This window comes from Bacillus sp. CR71, from assembly GCF_003429245.1.
In the GTDB taxonomy this organism is placed as follows: Bacteria; Bacillota; Bacilli; order Bacillales; family Bacillaceae_G; genus Bacillus_A; species Bacillus_A thuringiensis_S.
Map to the genome: position 1 here is coordinate 5,230,330 of NZ_CP031748.1, position 16,530 is coordinate 5,246,859.

Genomic DNA, 16,530 nt, shown 5'->3' on the forward strand with positions numbered 1-16,530 from the left:
TTTTTGCAATACAACTACTTCTATATCTTCTAGCCGGAGGTATAATCTATGACATTTTGGCAATTTGCATTTAAAAATGTAACGCGTAATTCAAGAGCTTATTTTGCTTACTTTGTAAGTAGTTCCTTTTCCATTGCTGTGTTCTTTTCATTTGCTGTTTATTTGTTTCATCCGAAATTACAAAATTTTAGCATGACCTCTGAAATTTCAGGATTAATGATATTTTCAGAAGTAGTAATTGTATTTTTCTCTTTCTTCTTTTTACTATATTCCATTGGTACTTTTTTAAAAGTTAGAAAAAAACAATTTGGTGTTTTGACCATTTTAGGGATATCGAGAAAACAATTACATCGTCTTGTTTTTATGGAGAATATGTTAATCGGGATTTTATCTATATTTTTCGGCATGCAGTTTGGAGTTGTTTTTTCTCAATTTTTTTTATTAGTAACATCCAAACTTACGCATGTTCCAGGAATATATTTATACGGTCCTACTAACGCGTTTATTTTAACAACCATTGTTTTCCTTAGTCTTTTTATCATTGTATCTGCATTCACACCAATGCTTATTCGTACAAAAAAAGCGGTACACCTTTTAAAAACAAATGGTGGAAAACAAAAAGAAAGAAAACCATCCATACTTGTTTCATTATTTGGTGCGATTTGTTTATTTGGTGGTTATGCGTTAGCTGGAAATCCTAAATATTTCGTATCAGTAAGCCCGCAAATCGGTGTTATATATATGGTTTCAAGTATTTTCGTTATCCCAATGCTTGTTACAATCGGAACATATTTCTTCTTTTCACAAATTAGTTTCTTACTGATTTATATTTTAAAGAAAAGAAGGAAGTTTTATATGAAACGGATTAATATGCTTTGGATTTCGGATTTAGCGAGCCGTATTCGAACGAATATTAATATGCTTTTTATTGTAGCGATGCTATCTACGATCGCTTTCACAATGATTACGTTTCTATATGGATTCGGGAAATTTATTAAGCTAGAAGTTAATAGAACTTCTCCTTTCCCAATTTCTTATTTTTCTTATGATGCGAACCCTTTTGTTACAGAGCATTTAAATTGGCTTGAGCAACAATTACAAAAAGAGCATTTCCCTTATCAAAAAATAGAAGCTGATATATATGAAACACCACTAAAAGAAGATAAAGATATAGCCATTTATAATGACGTATACGCAATTAAGCAAAGTGACTATAACAAACTTGCAGATTCTTTACGAATGAAACAACTATTTATGGATGATAACGAAGCATATGTGCTAACAGGGACATCTTATATCACCATATTCAACGAATTTGAGCAAAGCTACAAAAGAGATTACATTACACTCTCTAGTACAAATACGAAATTACGAGTGAAAGGCTATGAGCATGTAAACGCAATCCCATCTGACTTTTCATATCAAACGATAGTGTTGCCTGATATTATCGTAAATAACTTACCTAACACCGTAAAACATATATCAGCATACAATTACAAAATTCAAAACTGGGAACAGACATATGAAATTGCTGATAATTTTATAGAAAAGGTGCAAAAAGATCGAAATAAATCCCAGTATGAAGGACCTCTTATTCGATCCTTTGAATCAGCAGGATCGTTATACAAAATAACATCTGGTAGTGCCGCATTCTTCTTAATCGGGACATTTTTAGGAGTTATCTTCTTCATTGGAGCTGGTAGCGTTCTTTACTTTAGAATGTATACGGATTTGACGAACGAACAAGAGAAATATATAACGATTTCTAAAATCGGTGTAACAGATACAGAGATGAAACGATCTGCAACCATTCAACTTAGTATTTTATTTTTCATTCCGTACATTATGGCATCCATTCATACAATGTTCGCAACAAAAATGCTACAAGATGTAATTGGTTTATCTCTGTTCAAAGAAGTTTCAGCCGTTCTTATTATTTTTGGATTCGTTGAAATCGTATTTTTCTTATTTATTCGTTCACTTTATATGCAAAAATTATCACAGTACACGAGTGGACAAAATATTTAAAACAAACTTGATGAAAAGAGTATTTCTTATGCTCTTCTCATCTTCACCCCATTAGGAGGCTAGGTGAATGACATTTTGGCAGTTTGCATTTAAAAACGTGACGCGGAACGCCAGAGCTTATTTCGCCTATTTTGTAAGCAGTGCGTTCTCCATCGCAATCTTTTTCTCATTTGCAGTTTATTTATTTCATCCTAAATTGCATATGACAGACGTGAATTATTCTCTGAACATATTAATGACAATTTCAGAAGTTGTCATTGTGTTCTTTTCATTTTTCTTTTTACTGTATTCAATCGGTACGTTTTTAAAAGTACGAAAAAAACAGTTCGGGATTTTAACAGTACTTGGCATATCTCAAAAACAATTAAAACGACTCATATTTATAGAAAATATGTTAATTGGTGCTCTTTCTATATTTTTTGGCATTCAACTTGGAGTCGTCTTTTCACAGTTCTTTTTATTAGTTACCGCCAAAATTACACACGTACCTGGTTTATATTTATATCCGCCTACAAGTGCTATCGTTTTAACTATCATCATCTTTCTTGGGCTCTTCATTCTCGTATCATCTTTTACACCCATGCTCATTCGTACGAGAAAAGCCGTACGTCTTTTAAAAGAAGGAACAAAACAAAAAGAAAGAAAAGCATCCGTTCTCATCTCTCTATTTGGTGCGATGTGTTTAATATGTGGATATGCGTTAGCCGCAAATCCGCTGTATTTTATGTCGCTAGGTGACATCATTGGGCTTTTATATGCCATCTCTAGTATATTTGTCATCCCATCGCTTATTGCAGCTGGAACATACTTTTTCTTTTCACAAATTAGTTTTTTACTTATTCGTATTTTAAAAATGCGAAGAACGTTTTATATGAAACGAATTAATATGCTTTGGATTTCTGATTTAGCATCACGCATTCGTACGAATATTAATATGCTCTTTATTGTGGCGATGCTATCGACGCTCGCTTTTACAATGATTACATTCTTATATGGATTCGGGAAATTTACAAAGTTTGATGCGATTAGACAAAACCCTTTCCCGTTTACTTATTTATCACATACTGAAAATACATTAGCTGATGAACATTTAAACTGGTTAGAGCAGAAATTTAATGAAGAGCACTTTACTTATACAAAATTTAAAACAGATATATATGAAGTATCTTCAGCTGAAGATAACACACAGCTCTATTACGCAATTAAACAAAGTGACTATAATGTACTCGCTAAGGCGTTAAATTGGGAAAAACTCACGGTGAATAAGAATGAATCTTATATCCTTATGAAAGACTTAGATGATCAAGTTATTGGAACACTTCACAATAAAGACAAGAAAAATACTCTTACACTTACTCAAAACAATTTACAACTACAAGTGAAAGAATATAAAAGTTATAACCCATTCCCAAACAGCTTAATATACCAAGTACTCATACTATCTGATGAAAATGTAGAAGCCTTATCCACCGTTTCCAAACAAATGAGTGTATATAACTTCAAGGTTACAGATTGGGAGAAAGCACATAATATCGGTTCAGCGTTTATAACAAAAATCGATAACGACAATGCAGCGATTCAAGCAGAGCATCCACCGTTCCATGCAAGTGAAGCGAGCGATTCTCTATATAAAACAAAACTAAATGTCGCTTCGTTCTTCTTAATTGGTACTTTCCTAGGGGTTATTTTCTTTATCGGTGCTGGCAGTGTTCTTTACTTCCGAATGTATACAGATTTAACAAATGAGCAAGAAAAATATATAACGATTACGAAAATTGGCTTAACTGAGACTGAAATGAAACGTTCAGCGACAATTCAGCTTGCGATTCTTTTCTTCGTGCCTTACATTATGTCATCGATCCATACGATGTTTGCGACAAAGATGCTACAAGAAATATTACATCTCTCGTTTTTCGCTGAGATTACAGTCGTACTTATGATTTTTGGAACGGTTGAAATTCTATTTTTCCTTTTAATTCGTTCCTTCTATATGCAAAAATTATCACAACACATTAAGTTTTAGAGAATAGAAAGGTGATTATTATGGAAGAAGTATTACACATAAAAAACGTCTCAAAAGTGTATGAGGGAAAAGTACCTCATACCGCTTTAAAAAATATAAATTTACACGTAGATAAAGGTGAATTTGTTGCTATCATGGGGCCATCTGGTAGCGGTAAATCTACGTTTTTAAACGTTATTTCTACAATTGATTCCCCTACTTCTGGTGATGTCGTTATTAATGGAAAAAAACCGCACACATTTCGTAGAGAGAAGTTAGCCATTTTCCGCCGCCAAGAGTTAGGATTTGTTTTCCAAAATTTTAATCTACTAGATACACTAACAATCGGTGAAAATATCGTACTACCTTTAACATTAGATAATGTTCCGTTAAAAGAAATGGATGAAAAGCTTGATAACATTTCAAAAAAGCTTGGAATTGATCATATTTTGGACAAACGTATTTTTGAAGTTTCTGGAGGACAAGCACAGCGTACCGCAGTAGCACGTGCTGTTATCCATCATCCCTCACTTCTACTTGCTGATGAACCAACAGGGAACTTAGATTCAAAAGCAGCAATTGACGTAATGGAGCTATTTACGAAATTAAATAAAGAAGAAGATGCAACGATTTTAATGGTTACGCACGATCCGTTTGCAGCAAGTTATTGTAACCGCGTCATTTTCATTAAAGATGGCGAGCTTTACAACGAACTACACCGCGGATTATATCGCGAGAAATTTTATCAAGAAATATTAGATGTTCTAGCGTTATTAGGAGGAAGACGTGGATGACATTTTGGCAATTCGCATTTAAAAATGTCTCGCGTAATTCGAAAGCATATTTCGCCTACTTTGTCAGTAGTGCCTTTTCTATCATGGTTTTCTTTTCATTTACTGTATACGCGTATCACCCGCGGTTACAGAGTGTACAAAACTTTCAAGAACGTGATCCTCTAATGAACTTAGCTAGTACAGCACAGCTTGTGATTGTTATGTTCTCGTTCTTCTTTCTCTTATATTCAATTGGAACATTTTTAAATGTACGGAAGCAGCAATTCGGGATACTCACAATTCTCGGTATCTCACAGCGACAATTAAAAAGACTGTTATTTACTGAAAATATGATAATCGGGATATTATCTATCTTTATCGGCATTCAAGGTGGCCTTGTATTTTCTAACTTTTTCTTATTAGTCACTTCGAAATTAACAAGTGCTAAAGGTCTCTATTTATATTGGCCAACAGAAGCGATTATCGTGACAACCGTAACGTTTATCATTTTATTTTTAATCGTTTCTACGTTTACACCAATGTTTATTCGTACTCGAAAAACAGCCCACCTTATTAAAGGGAACAAGAAAATACCAGCTGAAAAAAGACCATCTATACTCATCTCTTTATTTGCTTTAATTTGTTTAGGGCTATGCTATTATATCGCTGGTTATCCGCGAGGCTACGTAACGGAAAAAAATGTGCAAAATGGATCTGTCTTTTTTATTATGTTATCTATTTTACCGCTCGTAGTAGTCGGGACATATTTATTCTTTTCACAAACATTTCTTCTTTTTATCTATATTTTAAAGAAGCGTAGAAAGTTTTATTTGAAACAAATAAATATGTTATGGATTTCGGACTTAGTTGCTCGTACCCGTAGTAATATTAACGTACTCTTTATCGTTTCTATGCTATCTGCACTTGCATTTACAATTATTATTGGGTTATTCGCCGCTAATAACAATACGAAGGCATCAGTACTAGAGCGATATCCCGTCCCCTTCACTTATACATCAGAAGGTGACAATTCCCTTGAACAAAAGCATATTTCTACAATTGAAACGGAGCTTACAACTAGTAATTTTCAGTACAAAAAATATAAGTTTACAGTATTAAAAGATACAGCTTCCAAAGAAGATATTATGCTTATGAAGATGAGTGATTATAACGCAATTGCTAAACAATTGAAAAGACCGGAAATAACAATCGATTCTACAGAAGTTTATATTATTTCTCGGCACTCACCAGAACTTCTCGATCTCGTATCTAATCCATTTGCAAAGCAAAATACGATTACACTCGGGTCTAATAAAAAAGAATTTCATATTAAAGGGTTTATTAATAAGGGAATCGAACCATCCTTTGCATTCCCACATTTAGCTGTCGTACAAGATTATGTATTTGATAATATGATTCCTCATATTGAGACAACCGTAATCTATAACTACTTCGTAGAAAACTGGGAAAATGCAATAGTTCCAACCAAAAATATGTTACGTGTTATTAGTGGTGATGCACGTGAGTTCTACAAAAAGCATACAGAAGAGAACGCTCAAGTTCCTTTCTTCATACATACGGCTACGGATGAACTCATTTACGGTAAAGGAAATGCAGTTGCTCAATTCTTTATTTGGGCATTTCTTGGTTTTATCTTCTTTATCGGTGCGGCTAGTGTCTTATATTTCCGTATGTATAATGACTTAACAACTGAAAGACAAAAGTATATTACGATTACAAAACTTGGCTTAACTGAATTAGAAATGTTTCGCTCTGCAACCATTCAATTAGGAATTTTATTTTTTGTTCCTTACATCGTTGCTGGTGTTCACACGTTATTTGCGGTTAAGTTTTTACAAAGCATGTTTTCTTTCTCCTTACTAAAAGAGACATGTATCGTACTCACCTTTTTCGGGATTATCGAGATCATTTTCTTCTTCTTAATCCGTTCTCTGTACATTAATAAATTATCACAGCATATAAAAATATGAATAAAATGGCCTTGTGCGTATTGCACAAGGCCATTTTCAATAGTTTTTAATTAGCAGCAATATCCACCATAGCCGCCAGCATAACCGCCGTAACCACCGTATCCACAAGAGCCGCCTCCGCCGAAGCAGCTAGCACCGATGATAATTAATAAAATAAACAATACGATTAGAAGCGCAAAACCGCCTCCGCAACCATTTCTGCGGTTACAATCATCATGTCTGTGTTCACACTTTTCGCTCATTACCCTATTCCTCCTTTAGTATCATTCATAACAAGTTCCTCTTGTTCTAAATGAGGGGATTCCATTTATATTATGTTTTCAGGGCGAATAGGAAGCTTGGCTTACCTAAAAACGGGCTTGTTTTAGCAATTGGGCTTAATCAAAAAAAAGATACCTATTCAGGTATCTTTTAAAGAAACATATTCAACAAAAGGGCAAAACCGAATGCAATAAATGACAACAATGTTTCCAGCACCGTCCACGTTTTAAATGTTTCCTTCACCGTTAATCCTAAATACTCTTTTACAAGCCAGAAGCCTGCATCATTTACGTGAGAAAACATTAATGAACCTGCACCGGTTGCAATAACGAGAAGCTCTAAATTCACACCAGACATGTGCTGAATAACCGGTGAAACAATTCCTGCTGCTGTCGCTAGTGCGACTGTCGCTGAACCTGTTGCAATTCGAATTAATCCAGCTACCATGAAAGCTAATACAATTGGTGATAACGAAATATGTTCTGCCATTTGTGCAATAGCCGTTCCAACGCCGCTTTCAATTAATATTTGTTTAAATCCACCGCCTGCACCAATAATTAAGATAATGGAGCCGACCGGTAATAAACTTTCATCCGTTAATTTTTTAATTATCTTTTTATTAATTCCTTGTCTTATTCCAAGTAAATAAAATGCTGCGAAACATGAAATAAGTAAAGCGATTACTGGACTCCCTATAAAAACAAAAAATTCAGTTAACTTTTTCGGTAATGAAATATATGGTGCAACTACTGATAAAATCATCAATACAACTGGTAATAAAATAATAAAGAATGATACTTTACGACTTGGCAAATCAGTTGATACTGTCGTAACTCGAACAAGCTCCGGTTCATTTTCCGGTATAACCCTCTTATGTACCCACTTTGCAAATATTGGCCCTGCTATAATAGCCGTTGGTAACGCGATAAGTAATGAATATAAAAGTACCTTTCCTAAGTTCGCGTTATAAATACCGATTGCTGTCATGGCACCTGGATGTGGTGGTACTAGCCCATGTACGATAGATAATCCCGCAATAACAGGTAACGCAATTAATAATATATTTTGCTTCGTCGTTTTTCGAATGGAAATAACAAGTGGTAATAAAATGACGATCCCTACTTCAAAAAAGACAGGAATCCCTATAACAAACCCTGCAAATAACATAGCCCAAGGTAATTTTTTTACGCCGAAAAATCGAATAAAGAAATCTGCAACTTGCATGCCTGCCCCTGAATCAGACATCATTTTCCCTAATATAGTTCCAAGTGCCAAAATACCAACTAAATGTCCTAGTACACTACCAACACCAGTTTCATAGGCAGCCACTATTTTCGTTAAGTTCAGTCCAGACATAATAGCTAAAAACAAACTCGCAACTGTTAAACTAATAAATGCATGCCATTTCCACCATGATACCCCTAAAATAACAATTGTGATCGCAAGTAACGTGACGATTAATAAGTATATATCCATCTCTCATTCTCCTTACTTTTATCCCGATTGGTGCGGGCTAATAATTAGTGGGTGATGCCCTCCTCCACTAATTAAAGTTTTACTTTATAAAAAAAGAGGGAACATCCCCTCTTTTTATACGTCATAATTCACTACATAATGCTGCATTTCTGTATTGTAGTAGCCTTCGCTATATTCAATTACTTCGCCAACTTCATCATAAGAATAGCGCATACGTTTTAATAACGCTGTCCCCTCTTTTTCACCTAGCGCTTCTGCAACGAAGCTAGGCGCAAGCCCAACAGCGAATTCATCTCTGAAGTTTTCTAAATGTATACCTCGGTCTTCAACTAAATCATAAAGCGATTGTAAATCAAAGTCCGATAAATCTGTACTTGCCATGTGTGCTGAGAAATAGTGCGTATAATGAATGTACGGTGTATCATTTAACGTATATAAACGTTCGATACGGAAACTCTCTTTCCCGAATAATCGAAATGGCACTGTTCCTTCCTCATTATGTACGACTTCTGCTTTTAGCAATTTCTTCTGTACTTTATATCCTTCTTCCACTAACACTTCTGTAAATTTCTTACCCTTTGACAACTTTGTCGCCGAAGTATTACGAATTACTTTCGTTCCTTTACCGCTTTTTTTTTCCAAGTATCCTTCTTGAGCGAGTTCTTTAATGGCATTTCGTACTGTAATCTTGCTAACTTTGAACTCTTCCTCTAATTGCGGTTCTGAAGGAATATTCGTATGAATCGCATATACACCATGTAATATGCGATCACGAATAATATTTTTTATTTGTAAATATAATGGTCCTTTTTTCCTCGTTACGTTCACTGTTACACCCACTACCTTTCTACATCACCTACTGATGCCGTCATTGCCCGAAGTATATCTTTCTCTGATGACATTGGCGTATCACCGACGATTGTATGTGCTAGCATTCCAGCTGCTGACGCAAATGAAACAGCTTTCTCTGGTGCGAACTCTTTTATCTCGCCATGAATAATTCCGCTCGTATAAGCATCTCCAGCACCTATTCTATCATATACAGAAAACGTAAGTGTTTTTGCAAAAGTGAACGATCCATCTTTACATATAAACCCGCGAAGCGAATGTGTATTATCACTGTTAATAGAGCGATGAGTACCAGCGATTGTAGCAATATGATACGTTTCAGCTACCTTTGGAATGAGATCCAGCAGCTGCGCCTCACGCTCCATCTCTTCTGTTTTCATCCCAAGAACGAACATCGCATCTTTTTCATTCATCATAACGATATTAGCAAGCCCTAGCATTTCTTCATAATGCGGTTTTGCCTGTTCATATCCGTCTTCTCCCCAAAGTGAGGGACGATAATTACAATCAAAAACGACGGTTCCTCCGTTTTCTTTAACTGCTCTCGCTAAAGATTTCATATGATGACGCACAGTATCATTCATCGCAAGTGTAATACCGCAAAAATGAACGATATCAATTTCCTTTGCGATTCCTTCAAATTGATACATTTCTTCACATGCCGTATTGAAGCTACTTTCTAATCGATTCGAATATGTAACGCGGCTTGCACGTGCACCGAATCCATTTTCTAAAAAATACATACCTACATATTTACCACCTCTTGAAACAAGAGAAGTTTGAATCCCTAACTTTTGAATGTAAGATACAGCTGCATCTCCAACCGAATTTTCCGGTAAAGTTGAAATAAGAAGCCCTTCATGCCCTAAGTGAGAAAGTGCCGCTACAACGTTCACACCTGTACCTGAAAATGAGTAATTTAACGTGTTAGCTTGCGACAACAATTCATATCCAGGTACTTGCAGGCGCATCATTACTTCGCCGAACGCTGCAATTTTCTTACGCATATTGATCAACTAGCTTTTTCACGACTGCTAATAATTCACGAACATCTTCTACTTTCGTATTACCAGTTTCTTTATCAATAATAGAAGAGTATACGTGCGGGATAACTTGCTCTACATTTGCCTCAAGCGCAATACGTACAATTGTTTCAAAGTTTTCTTTATCAATTCCACCTGTTGGCTCTAATGCGAATCCTTCTTCTGCACAAGCTTTCGCAACTGCGCGATATTCTTCTTCGTGAGCTAGCCCTTTCATCGGGAAGTATTTCAATGAATTTCCGCCCATATCACGTACAAGTGCGATCGCTGTTTTAATTGGAACGATTGCTTTTTCTTCTCCAGCCGCACTAATTGGGCCAGTAGAAATATTTACGTAACCTACTTTTCCTGTTGGTGATACTAAACTATTAATCCAGCTATCCTTTTCGCCGAGATTTGCTCGCGTTGCTCCAACTGAAGGGAACACTTGGTTAATATGGCTACCAGGATAATGCTTCGCAATTTCAGCTACAACTGCTGCTTGGCGATTATCTCCTGCGCCTAGTCCGATTGATACAGCGTCATCAATTTCTTTTCCGTATGCTTTCATAGCTGTAACAGCTTCTTCTACTGTTGGGTAGTCTTTTGATAACACTCCCACTACTACATAACCTTCTGCTGCTTCAAAAATATCTTTTGCATTTTCTATATTGTTTGCTAATACATTTAATGCTACGTGGCCTTTATAAAAACGTTTTTGAATGTTTGTCATTTTAGTTTCCCCCTACGATTTCTCTCAATTTTTCTTCAATCACATGTATGTCATCACCTTGAAGTGGACGTGGATCAATATCAAAGAATCCTTGTCTTACTCCGTAATCACGTGTATAAATGGCGATTTCCCCTTCGCGTAATGCAGTCACAACTTCTTTTGCTGATTTGTTTAACTCTTTCTCGTTAATATGAATACGAGCTCTAAAGATTGCTCTTCCTGCTTCATCTTGAACGATCGTTACATTTACACCATTTAATTCTTTTAGCGGCATAAGTACTTGTAATAGCTCTTTTTCTTGCTCGCTCTTATCTTCTTTTACTCCGTACTCATCAAGCGCTTGAAGTAAACCGAAAGTCGTCTCTTTCCCAACTTTCATACTTCTTCCGATGCAATGTAATTGTACTTTCAGCCACTCGATGTATTTTCGTTTCCCGCCAACAATACCAGAAGTAGGCCCTTCAATCGCCTTTGAACCGCTATAAATGGCAAGATCTGAATACTTCACATATTTTTGAATATCTCCTTCAGCTGCTGCATCCACGATAAGCGGTACGTTATTTCGCTGCGCAACTTCCCATGCTTCTTCAACAGAAATCATATTTTTTTGCACTGCATGATGTGATTTCACATACAGAATCGCTGCTGTATTTTCACCAATTGCATCTTCAATATGCTCTGCTTTCCCTTCATTTGCATAGCCAACTTCAACGAGTTTACCGCCGCCTAAGTAAATCATCGTTTCAACAGGTGCACCGTATTGAACGTTATGACCTTTTAACATAATCACTTCGTTTTTCGCGATTACTTCTTGATGAAGTCTTTCACTTTTACGGCGATTTCCTTCCGTAACGATACCAGCGATAGAAAGCGCAATTCCGCTTGATGCTGAATTTACAACAACTGCTGCCTCTGAATCTAGAATTCTCGCAATATGGTCTCCTGCTTTATCTACTAAATCAGCAATTTCTACATAATTTTGTCCACCATGTTTCATCGCATCCATCACTGTATTTGCCGGAGCGGATACACCTAAAATACTCATTCTACCGCTCGCATTAATCACTCTTTTTAATCCGTACTTAGCATTCAATGAATGACCCATTGATTACAACCCCTTTCGTATCAATTCTTCTTTCAGCAATGCGCTGATCCCCTTCTGAATCAATTAACGTAACCTTCTCATCTTTCACCGTAAATAAAGTTAAGTTTGCAATATCTCCTTCTTGAATGCGGCCAAGCTCTGGTTTCTTAAGCCATTCTGCTGCATTTTTCGTAACCGCATCAATCACTTCTTCTAGCGGATAACCTAAGTAAAGGAATTTCGAAAGAACGTGAGCCATACTGTAAACTGGACCGTGTATACGGTTCTTCCGGTAAATATCTGTACTAATTGTACGAAAGGCAATACCGTAACGCTTCGCTGCTTCTGCTACTTTAAAAGAAAAACTAGCGTTACCGTGACCAACATCTAAATGCACACCGCGATTCACTGCATCTAGTAACACAGGTAGTGGTTTACCTTCTTCATCAAATAAATTATTTTCTTTCCCGTTTAAATAATGTGTAATGACATCATCTTTTTCTAAAAGAGGTACAACTTCCTCAATGCGAGGAGGCGCTGAACCGATATGTACCATAATCGGTAATGATGTTTCTCGAGATAAAGCGCGCGCTACATGCAGCGGTTCAATTCCACTATCACAAACGACACTTTTACTCATTCTCGCCTTTAACCCAACGATTACATCTTTATACTTTTCTACTGCTTCTATCGCTTTCTCTTTATCTATCCATTCCATATTGGATAATTCATCAATTCGTTTCAAACCGATGCGAGAAATATTTAAAAAGGCAAATAAATTTGTCTTTGCCTGCTCTCTACTTTTTACTAAATCTGCAATGCGATCAGCACCGCAACTACCCGCATCAACAATTGTCGTTACCCCTTGCTTAACGCCAATTTCATCCACCTCATCGCCATACGGATCAAACTCTGGAAAAGCATGAACGTGCAAATCAATCCAACCACTCGATACGTAAGTACCAGAGTAATCAAGAACCTTTCCACCCTCGCCAGCACCAGCTTTCGTCACCTGTGCGATTTTGTTATTTTCAATTACAATGTCAATCTCTTCCCCGTTCACACGTTTCACATTACGTAGTACGAATCGTTCTGTCATTGTATTTCCACCCTTTTCTATAAGAAGCCATAAGAATACGCTTACATTTAAGTTTCATTTTTTATATCTCTTTCACACGCTTAGCGTAACACAAAAAAAGGGAGAAGTAAATATAACGTTATAATGTTTAAAAGTAAATAAAAAGATGCTCCTCCAAAATGTTGATAGTACAGGAAATTATATCAACGATTTTTCGAATATATCTATCATAACTTACAATATATCAACGATTTTTTAATTATATCTATCGTAACTCAAAATATATCAACGATTCGACAAGGAATATCGATTTACCGACAAAAAACGTCAATTCCTTTCTTATATAAGAAAAGGCTGTCCCAAATGGCACAGCCTTTTTCTCTATTCCTGAACCGTCACAATAACCCCATCCATATTGTTACCGGAAATTTCATACTGCTTGTTTGCTGGAACGTTCACTTTCGTATTCTCAGAAACTTTATAATAAGAAACAGTATATTTCTTACCTTCTACTTCAGTTGAAACCTCTTTTTCCTCTTTTAAAAACTCTAAATATTCCTCTAGTGTAAAATTCTTTTTTTGCATAATTGCGCTATGAGGTAGGCCGACATAACGGATATGCCATGGCTCATATTGAATTCCAGTAATGTTACTTTTATTTTTCGGATAACGTAATACAAAGCCATGCTTCCATACGTTCTCTTCAATCCATTTTCCTTCAGGCGCTTTCTCCATTTTTTTTTGAGTAGACCCAATGTCCAGTGATAATCCTAAATTATGTTCACTGTATCCTGCTGGAAGTGCATAATCAGATCCCATTTTTTCATATAGCTGTTTTTGCTCTTGGAAATCTCTATAACCACTACTAATCAAAAAATGGTTAACACTTTCTTTTCCAGCCGCATCGACAACGTTCAAAAACTTTTTCACAACATCCTTTGATAAACGAAGATTTCTATCAAATATTACATAGCCTCTTACTAATTCACTATTATGATTTATATTTATAATATCAGACCTAATACTATCTTTTTTTACTGGATAATCCCTGTTAACTAATAATAAATCACCCTTATAAATTTGTTCCTTCGTAATCTCTTTCCTCTCAGTGTTTGCCGCCTTTACTAGCTCATCTTTCCCGACAATTTTAACATCGATTTCCTTTTGAAATAAAGGTGATATATAAACGCCTACACATACTGTGCATGCTATAAAAAAAGAAATAAATACCCACTTTTTCATTTCTAGTTCCTCCTTAACGTAACTTACGTATAGAATAGAAAAAACTATTAAAATAAAAAGTGGGGTAAAGTTTAAATTTTTATTAAATTGTTACATTCTCGTCTTTTGGCAATCGTACTTCAAATATCGTTCTAACTACATTGCTTTCAGCAGAAATCGTACCATTATGCTGCTCGACAATATTTTTCGCAATGAATAGTCCAAGGCCTGTCCCGCCACGGTTCTCAGTTCTCGCTTTATCACCTGTGTAAAACATATCAAAAAGATACGGTAAATCTTCTTCTGGAATGCTATCTCCATAATTCATAATTTGTACGACAACTTCTCTATTATCAACATACCCATTCATATCAACAAATTGCCCATCATATCCGTAACGAACGGCATTTGTTAACAAGTTTTCAAATACTCTAGCTAACAATTTTCCATCACCGTGCATCGGTAAATGAGGGTCCACATTCAATCTAGCTTCTAAATGATGTTTTTCTAATAACGGATACAATTCCTCCTCTAACTGTATAAGTAACTCACTTATATCAATCGGCTTTTTATCCAGCTTTAGCATGCCATAATTCATACGTGTAATTTCAAATAGCTCATCAATTAAACTTTCCAGTCTTTGCGATTTTGTATATGCAATTGTGGAGAAATGTTTAATTTGTTCTTTTGTTAAATTTTCATCTTTAAGAATTAAATCTAAATATCCTAACACGGATGTTAATGGCGTTCTTAAATCATGAGCTAAATTTACAACAAGCTGATCTTTACTACTTTCAGCAAAATCTCCTCTTTCAACAGCTTCTTTTAACTTTTCACTTGCAACATTTATTTCACGCGCGATATTTCCAAACTCATCATTTGATGAAACTTGAACTTTATTCGTAAAGTTACCGTTCGCAAGATGATGAATCCCATTAGAAATTTCATCAAAGTATTTTAAATACGGTTTTGTCAAAAAGAAGAAAAAGATAATAGACAACGGAATAAAGAAAATTAAAAAGAAGTTAATGTCTCCAAATTCCCTTACCATTGACCTAAATTGTGCTAAAGGCTCTTCGTAGCGAACCATTGTTTTATAATACAGCTGCAATCCTTTATAAATTATATAAGTTACAGTTGCTGCAAGCACCATACTTAACGCAAATAAGGCAATCATTTTAAATCGAAAACTTTTCATCATATTAGCCATTGAAAGTATAACCTACTCCCCACACTGTTTTTATTAATTTATCCTTTCTTTTATCTTCTCCAAGTTTCTTCCGCAAAGTACGAATATGTACCATTACTGTATTTCCACCTTCATAATAATCATCCGCCCATACGTGCTGAAAAATATTTTCCACATTGTATACTTTCTTCGGATGACTCGCTAATAAATATAAAATATCGAACTCTTTCGGCGTTAATTCAATTTGCTCACCATACACATCAACCGTCCTGCGCTCAGGATTAATTACGACTCCGCCTATTTCTAAAGCAGATTTACTCTCCGCTACTTTCGGTTGATTTAACGTAAAAAACCTACGCAGTTGTGCATTTACACGTGCAACTAATTCTATCGGTGTGAAAGGCTTCGTCATATAATCATCCGCACCTAGTACAAGACCTGTCACCTTATCAAAGTCCGAAGTTTTCGCGCTTAAAAAAATAATTGGCATATGATGTTTCGCGCGAATTTGACGCGTCACCTCATAACCATCCATTTTCGGCATCATAATATCTAAAACTACCAAGTCGATTGGCTGCGCTTCAATAATATGAACCGCCTCTTCCCCATCCGCTGCTTTCACAACATGGTACCCTTCTTTTTCTAAATGTATCTCAATTAAGTCAGCAATTTCCGCCTCATCATCAGCTATTAAAATTGAAATGCGCTTCATTTTACTCCCCCTTTTTCATTCCATTTTTATACGCTCGATTGTAAACTAGTCTATCCAATTTGTACAATACGAAAAGGCTACTCGTTACAGTAACCTTGGTAAATAAAATTA

The 16,530-nt window shown here is 35.7% G+C and carries 14 protein-coding genes; 4 read left to right on the forward strand and 10 right to left on the reverse strand.

The window, feature by feature from the left end:
* The first annotated feature begins 48 nt into the window (after nucleotides 1-48).
* The 4 genes from DOS87_RS26440 (at nucleotide 49) to DOS87_RS26455 (ending at nucleotide 6,794) form a co-directional block, all read left to right on the forward strand.
* Nucleotides 49-2,028, forward strand: a complete 1,980-nt coding sequence (locus DOS87_RS26440) for an ABC transporter permease (protein ID WP_000145077.1) — start codon at nucleotides 49-51, stop codon at nucleotides 2,026-2,028.
* Between the two features lie 67 nt (nucleotides 2,029-2,095).
* Nucleotides 2,096-4,051, forward strand: a complete 1,956-nt coding sequence (locus DOS87_RS26445; protein ID WP_000145001.1) for an FtsX-like permease family protein — start codon at nucleotides 2,096-2,098, stop codon at nucleotides 4,049-4,051.
* A 20-nt stretch (nucleotides 4,052-4,071) separates the two neighbouring features.
* On the forward strand, nucleotides 4,072-4,824 hold the full coding sequence (locus DOS87_RS26450; RefSeq protein WP_000393250.1) for an ABC transporter ATP-binding protein: 753 nt from the start codon (nucleotides 4,072-4,074) through the stop codon (nucleotides 4,822-4,824).
* The gene (locus DOS87_RS26455) at nucleotides 4,821-6,794 is read left to right on the forward strand and encodes an FtsX-like permease family protein (protein WP_000144936.1); all 1,974 of its coding nucleotides are present in this window, start codon (nucleotides 4,821-4,823) and stop codon (nucleotides 6,792-6,794) included. The genes DOS87_RS26450 and DOS87_RS26455 overlap by 4 nt, the downstream gene beginning before the upstream one ends.
* A 50-nt stretch (nucleotides 6,795-6,844) precedes the next feature.
* Here DOS87_RS26455 and DOS87_RS26460 read toward each other — a convergent pair whose 3' ends face one another.
* From DOS87_RS26460 to DOS87_RS26505, 10 genes are all read right to left on the reverse strand, one after another.
* Nucleotides 6,845-7,036, reverse strand: a complete 192-nt coding sequence (locus DOS87_RS26460) for a YjcZ family sporulation protein (protein ID WP_001290406.1) — start codon at nucleotides 7,034-7,036, stop codon at nucleotides 6,845-6,847.
* A gap of 169 nt (nucleotides 7,037-7,205) precedes the next feature.
* Nucleotides 7,206-8,531, reverse strand: a complete 1,326-nt coding sequence (gene gntP / locus DOS87_RS26465) for a GntP family permease (RefSeq protein ID WP_208730145.1) — start codon at nucleotides 8,529-8,531, stop codon at nucleotides 7,206-7,208.
* Nucleotides 8,532-8,645: 114 nt separating this feature from the next.
* On the reverse strand, nucleotides 8,646-9,371 hold the full coding sequence (locus DOS87_RS26470) for a GntR family transcriptional regulator (protein WP_000539293.1): 726 nt from the start codon (nucleotides 9,369-9,371) through the stop codon (nucleotides 8,646-8,648).
* Nucleotides 9,371-10,387, reverse strand: a complete 1,017-nt coding sequence (locus DOS87_RS26475) for a sugar kinase (RefSeq protein ID WP_098578157.1) — start codon at nucleotides 10,385-10,387, stop codon at nucleotides 9,371-9,373. Before DOS87_RS26475 ends, DOS87_RS26470 begins: the two co-directional genes overlap by 1 nt.
* Nucleotides 10,380-11,135, reverse strand: coding sequence for a 2-dehydro-3-deoxy-phosphogluconate aldolase (locus DOS87_RS26480; RefSeq protein WP_000181897.1), 756 nt, complete (start codon nucleotides 11,133-11,135; stop codon nucleotides 10,380-10,382). Before DOS87_RS26480 ends, DOS87_RS26475 begins: the two co-directional genes overlap by 8 nt.
* Before the next feature lies 1 nt (nucleotide 11,136).
* Nucleotides 11,137-12,240, reverse strand: a complete 1,104-nt coding sequence (locus DOS87_RS26485) for a DgaE family pyridoxal phosphate-dependent ammonia lyase (protein WP_000510079.1) — start codon at nucleotides 12,238-12,240, stop codon at nucleotides 11,137-11,139.
* The gene (locus DOS87_RS26490; RefSeq protein ID WP_000139936.1) at nucleotides 12,218-13,318 is read right to left on the reverse strand and encodes an amidohydrolase/deacetylase family metallohydrolase; all 1,101 of its coding nucleotides are present in this window, start codon (nucleotides 13,316-13,318) and stop codon (nucleotides 12,218-12,220) included. The genes DOS87_RS26485 and DOS87_RS26490 overlap by 23 nt, the downstream gene beginning before the upstream one ends.
* A 360-nt stretch (nucleotides 13,319-13,678) precedes the next feature.
* The gene (locus DOS87_RS26495; protein ID WP_000759400.1) at nucleotides 13,679-14,539 is read right to left on the reverse strand and encodes a D-Ala-D-Ala carboxypeptidase VanY; all 861 of its coding nucleotides are present in this window, start codon (nucleotides 14,537-14,539) and stop codon (nucleotides 13,679-13,681) included.
* Nucleotides 14,540-14,621: 82 nt separating this feature from the next.
* Complete coding sequence (locus DOS87_RS26500) at nucleotides 14,622-15,728, reverse strand: sensor histidine kinase (protein ID WP_000002603.1); 1,107 nt, start codon at nucleotides 15,726-15,728, stop codon at nucleotides 14,622-14,624.
* The gene (locus tag DOS87_RS26505) at nucleotides 15,721-16,419 is read right to left on the reverse strand and encodes a response regulator transcription factor (RefSeq protein WP_000822507.1); all 699 of its coding nucleotides are present in this window, start codon (nucleotides 16,417-16,419) and stop codon (nucleotides 15,721-15,723) included. The genes DOS87_RS26500 and DOS87_RS26505 overlap by 8 nt, the downstream gene beginning before the upstream one ends.
* Between the last annotated feature and the right edge of the window lie 111 nt (nucleotides 16,420-16,530).